General features: G+C 42.5%; 9 protein-coding genes. 5 read left to right on the top strand and 4 right to left on the bottom strand.

Features of this window, described 5'->3' with window-relative positions; all coding sequences use genetic code 11:
- The first annotated feature begins 386 nt into the window (after positions 1-386).
- Together QZ576_RS15570 and QZ576_RS15565 are read left to right on the top strand one after the other, a co-directional pair.
- On the top strand, positions 387-1,748 hold the full coding sequence (locus tag QZ576_RS15570; protein ID WP_297098714.1) for a M24 family metallopeptidase: 1,362 nt from the start codon (positions 387-389) through the stop codon (positions 1,746-1,748).
- 451 nt (positions 1,749-2,199) lie between these two features.
- Entirely contained in the window at positions 2,200-2,490 is a 291-nt protein-coding gene (locus QZ576_RS15565; RefSeq protein ID WP_297098713.1) for a GIY-YIG nuclease family protein, read from the top strand.
- A gap of 375 nt (positions 2,491-2,865) precedes the next feature.
- Here the strand turns inward: QZ576_RS15565 and QZ576_RS15560 are convergent, their stop codons facing one another.
- The 3 genes from QZ576_RS15560 to QZ576_RS15550 are packed head-to-tail and all read right to left on the bottom strand — an operon-like array spanning position 2,866 to position 6,591.
- Positions 2,866-4,062: a radical SAM/SPASM domain-containing protein gene (locus QZ576_RS15560; protein WP_297098712.1), complete on the bottom strand. Its 1,197-nt coding sequence runs from the start codon at positions 4,060-4,062 to the stop codon at positions 2,866-2,868.
- An 11-nt stretch (positions 4,063-4,073) separates the two neighbouring features.
- Positions 4,074-5,783, bottom strand: coding sequence for a hypothetical protein (locus tag QZ576_RS15555; protein WP_297098711.1), 1,710 nt, complete (start codon positions 5,781-5,783; stop codon positions 4,074-4,076).
- 10 nt (positions 5,784-5,793) lie between these two features.
- Positions 5,794-6,591 carry a hypothetical protein gene (locus tag QZ576_RS15550; protein WP_297098710.1) on the bottom strand — a complete coding sequence of 266 codons (798 nt, stop codon included), beginning with the start codon at positions 6,589-6,591 and terminating at the stop codon, positions 5,794-5,796.
- A 340-nt stretch (positions 6,592-6,931) separates the two neighbouring features.
- Here QZ576_RS15550 and QZ576_RS15540 point away from each other — a divergent pair, with 340 nt between their 5' ends.
- From QZ576_RS15540 to QZ576_RS15530, 3 genes are read left to right on the top strand one after another with little or no spacing between them, the layout of a single operon-like run.
- Positions 6,932-7,264, top strand: a complete 333-nt coding sequence (locus QZ576_RS15540; RefSeq protein WP_297098708.1) for a hypothetical protein — start codon at positions 6,932-6,934, stop codon at positions 7,262-7,264.
- A 48-nt stretch (positions 7,265-7,312) separates the two neighbouring features.
- Positions 7,313-10,453 (top strand): DUF3427 domain-containing protein, encoded by a 3,141-nt coding sequence (locus tag QZ576_RS15535; protein ID WP_297098707.1) that lies wholly within the window; start codon positions 7,313-7,315, stop codon positions 10,451-10,453.
- A gap of 9 nt (positions 10,454-10,462) precedes the next feature.
- The gene (locus tag QZ576_RS15530; RefSeq protein WP_297098706.1) at positions 10,463-11,425 is read left to right on the top strand and encodes an HNH endonuclease; all 963 of its coding nucleotides are present in this window, start codon (positions 10,463-10,465) and stop codon (positions 11,423-11,425) included.
- 438 nt (positions 11,426-11,863) lie between these two features.
- On the opposite strand, the gene QZ576_RS15525 is transcribed toward QZ576_RS15530, so the two are convergent.
- On the bottom strand, positions 11,864-12,220 hold the full coding sequence (locus tag QZ576_RS15525; protein WP_297098705.1) for a hypothetical protein: 357 nt from the start codon (positions 12,218-12,220) through the stop codon (positions 11,864-11,866).
- Positions 12,221-12,688: the final 468 nt, after the last annotated feature.

The raw sequence follows: 12,688 nt of genomic DNA, 5'->3' as shown, positions 1-12,688 counted from the left end.
GAGTGTACTGGGCAGCGGACAAGAGTGAGTCGTGCCCGGATTAACTTTTTCTTTGTCCGCTGCCAACTTTATATTCAAGTTTTGTCATTACGAGGGAGGAACGACCGAAGTAATCTCTTTTCATTTGGTAATTAGTAATAAGTTTTAGATTGCTTCACCTCCTACGTCGGCTCGCAATGACGAATGCGTTGGGATATTGGGCAGCGGACAGGAGACAATCGTGTCCGGATGAATGAGTTCATTGTCCGCTGCCATTCTTAAAATAAATATTTTGTCATTGCGAGAGATCCGTCAGCCGACGGAGACCGAAGCAATCTCATCCCTCAAAATTTACTACATTTAAAAGCTGTTTAATCAAAAAGTAAAATCATCATAAATCCGTTCCTATGACAAACCAAAAATCCACCCTGTTAGTATTGTTTATTCTTTTTTGTTTTCCGGCTTTTGCACAAAACCCGTATTTCCCAAAAACGCTCGACATGCAACAACGTGCCGAAGTGGTAGATGTTTGGCTCGAAGAACGGGTAGAAACCGTATTGCCCGAAGTAATGCGCCGGGCCGGTGTGGATATGTGGCTGGTGATGGCCCGCGAATACAACGAAGATCCGGTGATAAAAACTCTGTTGCCGGCCACCTGGCAATCGGCCCGACGAACCACCATGTTAATCGCTTACGATCCGGGCGACGGAAAGCCACTCGAAACCTTTGGTGTGTCACGCTACGACACCGGCAATACTTTTAAAACCATTTGGAATAAAGAGGAGCAGCCCGATCAGTGGAAAGCGTTGTCAGAGATCATTGCCGCCAAAGATCCGGCGAAAATAGGTATCAACAAATCGGAGACTTTTGCGCTGGCCGACGGACTGTCATCCACACTTTACGACCAGCTGATGGAGGTGCTGCCCGACAACTACCGCTCGCGGGTGGTAAGTGCCGAAAACGTGGCTATCGGGTGGCTCGAAACGCGCACCCCCTCCGAAATGATCGTTTACCCGAATATTGTACGTATGGCGCACCAGATCATTGCTGAAGGATTTTCCGAAAAAGTAATTCAGCCGGGCGTAAGCACTACCAACGATGTGGTGTGGTGGTACCGCAACCGCATTCGCGAACTGGGATTTACCACCTGGTTTCATCCATCGGTGGAAATTCAACGTGCCGACACCAAAAAGTTCGATCATTTGCAGGCCTTCTCCGAAAATCCCGACGAGCAGGTTATTCTGCCGGGCGACCTCTTACATGTCGATTTTGGCATTACCTACCTGCGCCTGAATACCGACACGCAGCAACATGCCTATGTGCTTCAGCCGGGCGAAACTACGGCACCCCCTTATCTGAAGGCCGCCTTAAAAACCGCCAACCGCGTGCAGGATATTTTTACCTCCAACTTTAAAGCCGGTTTATCGGGTAACGACATACTAAAAGCCGCGCTCGCACAATGTAAGGCCGAGGGTTTAAAAGCAAGTATTTATACCCATCCTCTCGGCTTTCACGGGCATGCTGCCGGGCCAACCATCGGGTTGTGGGACCAGCAGGACGGCGTTCCCGGGGCCGGCGACTACCCGCTTTATGCCAATACCGCCTATGCCATTGAGCTAAACGCTGCGGTAACAATCAGCGAGTGGAACAAGGAGATACGCATTATGCTCGAAGAAGATGCCTTTTTCGATGGCGATACCGTGCGTTATATCGATGGACGCCAAACCGAACTCATGACTATCCCACGTTCGCTGTCTACTATTGAGTAAGTAAGTGAATGCAGTAACGAATAGATTGCTTCGCTCCGTTTGCAATGACCGTCGTATTGTGACGTATTGGGCAGCGGACAGGAGAGGATCGTGTCCGGATGAATGAGTTCATTGTCCGCTGCTGTTTTTTTTATGTATGTTCGTCATTACGAGGGAGGGACGACCGAAGTAATCTCTTTTCATTTGGTAAATAGTAATAAGTTTTAGATTGCTTCACCTTCTACGTCGGCTCGCAATGACAAATGCGTTGAAATATTGGGCAGCGGACAGGAGACATCCATGCCCGGATGAGGATAATTGTTGTCCGCTGCCCTTTACAATGCTAATGATTGTCATTGCGAGGGAGTAAAGCGACCGAAGCAATCTCTTTTCCACCCATTGTTACAAACGAGGAGCTGAGGATTTGTGACCGAAGCAATCAATTCATAACTTTACATGAAATTCCCAAGACATGAAAAAGGAATCTTACGTTTATATCTTATCAAATGCAGGTAATTCAGTGCTTTATGTGGGGATAACCAGCGATCTAACACAGCGAATGCAGCAACATAAAAGCGGTTTTTTCAAGAACTCTTTTACCTCGAAATACCGGATAAACAAATTGGTTTATTACGAATTATTTCAGGACATAACTGATGCTATTGCTCGCGAGAAACAAATAAAAGCCGGTTCTCGCCAGAAGAAGATTGACCTAATAAATAGCCGCAATCCTGAATGGAAAGATTTAATGCTTAAGAATTAGATTGCTTCGCTACGCTCGCAATGACCATCGTATTGCGACGTATTGGGCAGCGGACAGGCGACAATCGTGTCGGGATGAATGAGTTCATTGTCCGCTGCTTTCTTTTTATTCAAGATTTGTCATTACGAGGGAGGGACGACCGAAGTAATCTCTCGTTAATCCGTATTAAGTTTTAGATTGCTTCACCTCCTACGTCGGCTCGCAATGACAAATGCGTTAGAATATTGGGCAGCGGACAGGCGACAATTGTGCCAGAATGAATTAAGTCATTGTCCGCTGCCAGTTTAATATTCAAGTTTTGTTATTGCGAGGGAGGAACGACCGAAGTAATCCCTTCAATACCAATGACCAATGACTACCAACCAATGACTGCGGTTACAACTCCTCACCAACCGAAACCGTTTTAAAGGCCTGGCAGCCTTCGGCCCTCAGTTTTTCAATCGAGCTGTTAAACGAAGCGGTCAGTGCATTTCCCCGTCTCCCGCGGCAAAACGGACAGGCATGAAAATCGCCGTTGGCATCGATGTAAAGGTAGCGGTTCCCGGCCCCCATGCACCCCAGTTTTCGCTGATGATAGCCATAGAACACCACAATGGGGTAATCGTTAAACTGCGGTTCGGTGTTCATCCGGATGACAAAATCACTGATCATATCGATCCTGTCTTTTCCCAAATGAACAGGCTTGTCAGCAAAACGCCCCACCTGCCGGGCTTCGAGGATACGGATAAAATGTGCACCCACGTTTTTGGCCAGCTTAATGTATTTTTCAAGATTTTCTTTGCTCGTAAATTCGCGGGTGGCACACATCGAAAGACTCACCAGTATCCCGGCTTTACGGCAGTTTTCAACGGCTTTTAATACCCACTCAAAACTATGGGGATTATTTCTGAACCGGTTGTGTTCGTCTTCATCCCAGTGATCGAGACTGATGTTTGCCCCTACCAATCCCGCTTTTTTTAGCGCCCTGGCTTTTTCTTCCGTCAAGCCAAAACCCGAAGTCAGCAACCAGAAATCAATGCGCGAGGCAGCTTCCTCCAGAATCGATATCATATCGTTGAAGCGGGTAAGCGGCTCGCCACCGCTCAGCTGCACATGCCGTATGCCCTGCTCTTCAATCTTTTGCAAAATCTCTTTTAGCTGATCGAGCGAAAGGTGGTCTTTGCTGTCGATATTGTCCCAGTCGTAACAATGCGAACATTGCAGTTGGCAGCGGTTGGTAATTCCCCAGATAATGGTTTGCTGTGGAATTATTGCCGGATTCCCGCTTCCGGCCCCACTTTTATTTCGGTAGAACTCCTGCTGCATTACCTTTTTCAGGTTGGCCGACGGAAGTCCGGGGAAATCGGTTACCCAGTAGTAGAGCCGGCCCGATTTTACCAGCTTGCGTATCCGCTGATCGCCATGCACCGAACTTCGGAGTTTTTTTAGCCGCTTTACTTCCTTCACCGCTGTCAGTGGATTGCGGTTGACTTTCAGTATTTGCCAGAAGATAAAAACACGCAGCCGCCGCACCAGGAACCATACTTTCCGGCCATTAATAAGTTCCGGTATTCTTTCTTGCTTTTCTTTCACTTGGTCGGTTTTTATTGTTTAGGAACCAGGTTCTTGTTCTGAAGCTCCACCATTTGCTGCATGTATTCATTCACAAAAAGGTTGAAACGCCCGGGCTCTCTGAATGTTTGTAAGTATTCGATATCCGGAGTGCCCTCGGTATCGCGCAGGATATGGTACCAGCCTTTGCTGTGCAGAAAAACGGAACGCGATTCTTCCAAATTTGCGGGAAGATCGAAACTTAGCTTCGCATAGTTGCCCACTTTGGGCTGATCGTAATAGCGGCCATCGTCGGCCAGTATTTTCTTTTTAATGTCTTTCCCCGACTGATCGACAGCCGATGTTGCCGATACAACGGTGTAGTCCAGCTCGCGGTCGGCAGAATAATCGATTCCCACATAATCGATGTCCCAGAAAAAGTTTCCCGCTTCGAGTTTAATTTTTACCGGGTTGCTTTCTGTTCCGGTTAACGGAAACGAAAGAATGTCTTCCTTAAATGCCATCGGGCCGATCACGTTGTAATAATCCACCGTCTCCCATTCGCCGTTTCGCTCTACCGATAAGCTTAACGGAATGTTCTGGTCGGCCGTCCATTGCCGCAGCTGCTCTTCAGGAGCTTTCTGCTGCTTCCTGCTCCATCGTTTGTACAGGTCGCCAAACTGATCGTAAAACTGGTTGATCATATAATCGAGCACAAACGAGTTCTTCGCCCTTATCATTACTTTCGCAGTGGTGGCATTCTCCGGTTTCGGAAATTCCAGTATCATTCCATCGGTGAGCGGTAATTCCTCATTGCCAATGCGGCCGGTAAAAAACAAGCTGTCGGTTTCGGCAATCAGGGCAGAGAGATCAGTTCCATCGAAACCGGTGGCCGACACGGGCGATAAAAGCTGCTCAGCCGTATGATATTTCCCGTATTTATCCACCCAGATATTCAGATCGGAGGAATGATCAAAAACCCATAGCTCCATAAGATTGGTATGCTGAATTTCTTTTACCTCGTTGGCAATTTTTAACTGATAGGTGTTGTTCTGATTCCTGTAAACCGGCAGTTTTAAAAAGTCGTGCCTTTCGAGTTGCGGCTGAATGCTCCCGCTGTAGATTTCTCCGGCCAGCGTATACTGTTCGCCATCCCAGGTATAAATAAACGGACACGACGATTTTACGAGCGCAACAATAACCGCCAGCAAAAGAAATGCTCCGGCTGTGGCACCCAGGGTTCCAAGTACCCACGATCCGGTTGTGGCAGCCTTGTCTTTTTCGTACACCTCAATTTTCTCAATCCGGTCTAAAGGAACGGCTACTTTTAGGGTGCCTTCATAGCGGTTTACATCGGTGGTATAAATATGCACTTCGTTTAATACGGCACTTTCGTTAGGCGTTTTTGTGCGGTAGCGGTTGGCTTTGTCGGGTTTTACCGGGTTTTGAACAGTAAGAACATACTCCTCGTAGGTAGCTGCTTTAAGTGTGTCTGTCTTTAGGTCGATGGCGCCGAGTACCCAGGCATCATCGCCGTAATGAAGCACAATGGTTTTTTGCTGACTGGTATAAGTGTCGATATTCTCGACCACCGAACCACTGGCTTTTTTAACCTTGAAATAGTTCATGCAGCCCGAAAACAGGTTCAGCATACACACGATCAATAGCCAGGAAATAAGCTTCATCCCGGTCGACCAGCGGCGAAATTTTAGCTGATCGCTGCCGGTTTGCTTCCGTACTTTTGGGTAAATCTGATCTTTCATAATTGTGATATTAGAAATTGATGGCGAATTCGGTTTTAAAAATTACATCGGCCGGGGGATGATTATAAAGCGGAACATCGAGTTCAAATGTAATGTACAGTCGGTCGTGGATCTTGGCCGTTACCGACCCGTTCAGAACGACGGTGCCTGTGGTCCGTTTTTCGGAGGAAGGAGTATAATCGGTATAGTAATAGTCGGTATACGGATCATATACTTCGGTATACTCGTTTACCACGTACTCGTACTGCCCGAAATTATAGGCCGCTCCCACACCGAGCCGGTAAAGATCAGACTCCAGGAAATAGTAATTCAACCCGGAGTTTATAGTATAATCCACGGTTTCGTAATAATTGCCGTACGCATTACTGTCCGACCGCCGGAATAAAAAGTTATTCTTAAACCCCAGGTGTTTACCAATACGGCGCTCGTATAAAATTTCAATGTCTCCGTAAAACACCGGCCACAGATTTATCCCGATCAGGTTCTTTCTCATTTTTACGCGCGGAGTTTCGGTTTCGGGGAGCATAATATTCGAAAAGAAACGCTCCATGCTGCCGTCTTCGTATCGAACACTATCCATTTCACTTCGCCTGATGTTAAGGAAAGGTGCGTCGGGATCGTCGGATAATTTATACGACCGGGTTTGCCCCGCCTTTGTTAAGCGGTAAGCTTTTAGGGTGGTTCCGTCGGTTTTGTAGATCACCGACTGGGCAAAAATTTTCTGACTGGGAAAGGAAATGCTTAGCAACAGCACCAGGAAAAGCGGAAAGGCGGGTTTTGCAATGTAACTCTTGTAATTTACCGGCATGTTACTATGTGGTTAGTTTACAATTCAGTTATCTCTATTAAATTTAGTGCATTTTGCCCGGTTTTAAAAACAAACGACTGATTTTCAGTGCCCGCTATACTTCTTTTAGAAAATAAACGGCCCACCGCATTTGCTGAAAATCCCAACCGGCAACTTTGTCTTTCTACTTTTGCCTTTTTACTTTAGAGTCATGGCCGACGTACACAACAAAACAACCCGCTCGTATAATATGAGCCGCATTAAGGGCAAGAACACTAAGCCTGAAATGAAAATCAGCGGAGCTAAATGTTGGTGCGGAAGTTTTTTCCCATGTTACTTATAGTCCGTTGACAAAGATTATTTGGCTGGATATTTTTACAATATGAAAATATATGTGTCGATAGAATTAATGAGTGATGTGGATGATTCAATGGAACTTCCAGAGTTTTATCCTAACCAAGCAATGACTCCATGGAATGATATTGAGGTACATCCAATTATAGAAATTGAAAAGGGAGTGTGTGAGGTAATCCAAGAAGGAATGGAATCTTTTTGGAGTGTTTATTTACATCAGTTGGGTGGAGGTGTAAAATGTATCGCAGATGTAAGAAGTAAAATTGAGGCAGAAATGTTGGCCGAACTTATTCATAATTGTTCAAATACAAGGATTCATTCTTCGGGAAATAATTCTTGATTTAAACATAATCTATTAAATTTGAAAGTATAATTCCGAAAATATAATATGACTAATCTTGGCCTCTACGAACAACTCATAAATAAGCTGATTGATTCCAAATTGAATGAGCTTGATAAAAATGAATTTCACATTAAACAGACAAAAGTTGATAAGAGTGAAGCATCCAAAGTTTTATCACAATATTTAATTGAAAGAATACAATTTGCTTTGAGTTTAATTTCTGGCGATGATAGTATTGAGAAGCAAATTGAAATTTCAAATAAGATTATCAGGCTTTTAAGTACAGAGCTTAATAATGAAGAATTTGATAATGATTTGATTTTAACAGAAGCAAAAATTCTTACGGCAATTTTCTCAAAAATAGATCCGCGTTTCTCGAACTTTGATAAATATCTAAAAGAAATTACACCTTACACTAGGCTTTCTCAAAGCGAATTATTTACTGGAAATAATGCAGGTGTTTCTCTTGAAAGTGAAATTAAGAAGGAAATACTTTCTTCTGATAAAGTAAGTTTCCTTGTTTCGTTTATAAAGTGGACAGGGATAAGGATATTTGAAAAAGAACTCATTGAATTTACTGAAAGAGGCGGAGAATTAAAGATAATTACAACCTCGTACATGGGAGCTACCGACCTAAAGGCAGTTGAATTTTTATCGGGATTAAAAAATACAGAAATAAAGGTTTCGTATAACACGGATAATGAGCGTTTGCATGCAAAAGCATATTTGTTTTATCGAAATACAGGATTTCACACAGGTTACATTGGTTCTTCTAATATATCGCGTTCTGCTTTAACAAACGGGTTAGAATGGAACATGAAAGTTACCACAAAAGAAGTAGGTCATATCATTGATAAATTCCAAAAGACATTTGATACTTACTGGCAAGACAAAGAGTTTGAATCTTTTGATAAATCTCGGCATAAAGAGAAGTTAAGAGTTGCTTTGAGAAGAGAAAGAACAGGAACGAATAATAACCTTACCGCCTATTTTGATATAAAGCCATTCCCGTATCAAGAAGAAATTTTAGAAAAGCTTGAAGCTGAAAGATTGGTGCATAATCGTTTTAAAAACCTAGTGGTGGCAGCAACCGGAACTGGTAAGACAGTTATTTCGGCTTTTGACTACAAGAAATTTAAGCAACAGAATTCTAATTCAAAATTATTATTTGTAGCTCACCGGAAAGAGATACTTCAACAAGCACAAGCAACATTTCAAGGTGTTCTAAGAGATAATAATTTTGGGGAATTATGGGTTGATGGCCTTGAACCAGAAAAATATGATTTTCTATTTGCTTCGGTGCAAACATTGAACAATAGAATTGACTCCCTTCAACTTTCATCGAATTATTACGATTATATAATAATTGATGAAGTTCATCATATCGCTGCATCCAGCTATCGTTCTATTCTTAAACACTTCAATCCTAAAATTCTTTTAGGATTAACAGCAACTCCAGAAAGAATGGACAATGAAGATATCTTGAAAGATTTTTCAGATGTTATTGCTGCGGAAATTAGATTACCACAAGCTTTAAATCGTAAATTACTTTGCCCGTTTCAGTATTTTGGAATAACTGATAGTATTGATTTGTCAGATGTTACGTGGCAAAATGGGAGGTATTTGCCAAGTGAATTAACAAAGCTGTATACTCAAAATGATAAACGAGTTGGAGAAATACTTTCAAATCTTGAAAAATACATAACCGATATAAATGATGTAAGAGCTCTTGGTTTCTGCGTAACACAGGCACATGCACAGTATATGGCCGAAAAATTTACTTTAGCCGGTCTGAAAGCCGATTATTTAGTTAGTTCAAGAAATGCGGATCGGGAAGAATTAAGAAAAAAATTACTGGAAAAGAAAATCAATTACTTATTTGTAGTAGATATTTTTAATGAAGGTGTAGATATCCCTGAAATTGATACTGTGTTATTTTTACGACCGACAGAAAGCTTAACTGTTTTTCTTCAGCAGTTAGGAAGAGGTTTACGCTTGGCAGATAATAAAGATTGTTTAACTGTTCTTGATTTTGTTGGAAACTCAAGACCAGAATATGATTATGAAGGAAAATTCAGAGCTTTGGTAGGGAAAACTAATACTTCCATAAAAAAAGAAATTGGAGACGATTTTCCTCATTTACCACTTGGCTGCTCTATCGTTTTGGAAAAACAAGCGAAAGACTTTATTCTCCAAAATATTATTAATGCGACTTCAATTAATAGAAATAAGCTACTTGCAAAAATCCGTAATTATAAGCATCAAACGTCTTTGCCATTAACGCTTAAGAATTTTACAAACTTGTACCATATTCCTTTACAATTAATCTACAAGAGAGACAATTGGAAAAGGTTATGCGCAGAAGCAGGCCAGATCGAAAATTTTTCTGATGAAAATGAAAAAGAAATTTATAGAGCAATTAACAAAAAATGGCTTTCATGTAACTCAAATTCTTACTTTCAATTTATTTTGAATTTGGCGAAAAAAGGATTCAAAGTTGATTTGAATGCTCTTAATGAAGAACAAAGATTGATGTGTTTAATGCTGCATTATGATGTTTGGCAAACTGCTGGTGGTTTTTCCTCGTTAGAGAAAAGCATCAGAACAATTGGAAAGAATGAGGTGTTAGTCGAAGAAATTATTGAGATTCTAGAATTATTAATTGACAAAATTGATTTCTTAGAAAGTGATATCAAACTTCCATATTCGCAACCATTAAAACTTCATAGCCGATATACCCGTGAACAGATTCTGACAGCATTCGGACATAGTACATTTGAAAAAAAATCAACTAATCGCGAGGGAAATGCCGATAACAAGAAATTGAATACTGACGTTTTATTCATTGACTTAATTAAGTCAGAAAAAGACTTTTCTCCATCGACATTATATGAAGATTATGCCATTAGTGAAACACTTTTTCATTGGCAGACTCAAAATGCTTCAAGACCAGATAGGGGAAAAGGATTAGGCTATATTCGTCACCTCGAAACTGGGAAAATAATTTTATTGTTTGTCAGGGAAAGAAAGAACGATGAATTTGGAAATACAATGGGATATGTATTCTTAGGTGAAGGAAAAATAACTGAGTATTCAGGGTCAAAACCTATGAACATTAAATGGGCTTTGGACGAACCGATGCCTCCATATTTATGGAAACAGTCGGCAAAAATGGCTGTAGGTTAATTTTCAATAATGAGCAATATTCTCCAACATATCTTCACCCTAAATCAAGGCGTTACCAAATACGGTAAAGCGCCCCATAAGCCAATTCTATTATTGGCGGTGATCGATTCGTTTGAAGCAGGAGAAATTTATGAAAACTGGATTGAAATTACCGATGACTTGGTTCAACACTTTCTAGACAATTGGGATGCATTGGTTAAAACACCTCATGTAGCCACTTTTGCACTACCGTTTTTTCATTTAAAAAACGAAAAAGGTCAATTTTGGAAACTGATTACCTACCCCGGTAGGGAAATTCCAACTACTAAAAGCAAATCGATAAAAAGTTATCGGGCATTGAGCGAGACAGTTTGTGCTGCTACACTTTCTGATGAGTTGTACATTGCCTTGTCAGATCCGATAAAACGTGAAGAAATAAAGGCTGCTATTCTCGAACACTATTTTGGCATTCGTCGAGTAACAGAATACGCAAAACGAGAAGCCTATTCAACGAGAATTAAGCAACAAATACTTTACGATCCCGAACAAAACTACGCACGCAAAGTAAAACAAACCATCGATGAACAGCCCAAAGAGATACGTGATGAGTTTGTAGTAATGCGAAGTTCTGTATTTCGGAAAGCTATTTTGGAGGTGTACGATAATCAATGTGCCGTAACAGGATTAAAGGTTGCCGATGTTAAAAACCGTTCATTGGTTGATGCCTGCCATATTTCACCATTTGCCGAAACTTACAACGATTCAATAAGAAACGGTTTAGCACTTTCTCCCACTTTTCATCGTGCTTTCGATCGGGGCTTGATTGCCATTTCCGATAAGTATAAAATTTTAGTTCATCCCAAACTAAAAGACTTTAATCCCGAATCAGGTATCCGGCAATACGAGAATTCCGAGATTTTGCTTCCTGACGAAAATCGATTTCATCCATCGTTGAAACACTTTCGAGAACATCGTTTAAAATTCGGGTTCTAAGTCAAAAATTTTTTCCATCCCTTTATCCACAAGCCTTTCAGCAACTTCTAAAGTCAGGGGCGAAGAGCAATCCCCTGAGGGCACACGATAATCCCCTGTCTCGGCAAGCCTTGCACCAAGGGGCACGGAACAATCCCCAAGGGGTGCAAAGCATGCCCCCGTTTTCGCAAAGCCATCCCCATGGGGCATGAAACAATCCCCAAGGGGCACAAAGCGCGCCCCTGTTTTCGGGAAACGATCCCCAAGGGGCGCAATACCATCCCCAAGGGGCACGAAGCAAAAAAGTAGGGGCACAGGCTTCGCCCCTGAGGGCACGGACTAAAAAAGCAGGTGAAAATTACTATTTGTAGGGGGAGAAAAGCGGTAAGCCACTTTGGCGAATCAGCAACTTAAAAAGCCACCCTGAAATACAAGATGGCTTCTTAAAAAAGACGGTGTTTAAGCGTCGCCGGATGGTTTCTCCGACTTGCCATTCGACTTGCGCAGTTTCCGGAGCTCCTGAACCAATGGATGGTCTTTGCCCAGAAAACCGGCAATGATCTCTACGGTAGCCGAACCATCGTCGTAAGCCGTTTTTAGCGTTTGCGTAGCTTCACGCGTAGCAATTTTAGCAGCGGCTTTTGCATCGATTTGGCGACCTTCGGCATCGTCGGCAGCAGTTAACTCAGTATCGAGCTGAGTGATTTTTGCTGTCGGATCGAAACCGGCATCAGTAAGAAGCGTGGTATTTTGCTGCAGAATAGTAATCATCTGCGAAACAAAATCGCGCTTTCCCGATTCAGTCATTTTTGCCATATTGCAAAGTGTTTTAATGATAAATTTAAACATCGGGCCATCTGCAAGCTTATCAGGGCGCAGGTGGCCTTTTTCGTATGCACGCCACTTTTCTATAATGGCGTGTACATGCTATCCCTGTAGCATGTGGTCAGTAGGTGTTAAAATGTTACGGTAATTTCAGAGGGCTCTGGGTTAACCGTGTTTTGGTTTTTAACGCTTATAAAATTATGGAAAATGGATTTGGTTATCAATATGTTATGTAGCAGGGCAACCACCACCTCCCTCCCGATTCGATCGGGAGTACTCCTCCTGAGAGGAGGAGAAATGGAGCCAGTGGTTGAGTAGGAAATGGTTAGTTGATATAGCATGAAGTTTCCCCTCCTGCCAGGAGGGGAGGACCGCGTTTACGGCGGTGGGGTGGTGGATAACAGATTGCTTCGCTACGCTCGCAATAACAGGAATTACTGTGCTACAGTGCCGCGGACG

The organism is uncultured Draconibacterium sp. (assembly GCF_913060805.1).
Classification (GTDB): Bacteria; Bacteroidota; Bacteroidia; order Bacteroidales; family Prolixibacteraceae; genus Draconibacterium.
The sequence above is the reverse complement of the archived record's forward strand: the minus strand, read 5'-3'. Positions and strand labels throughout refer to the sequence as shown.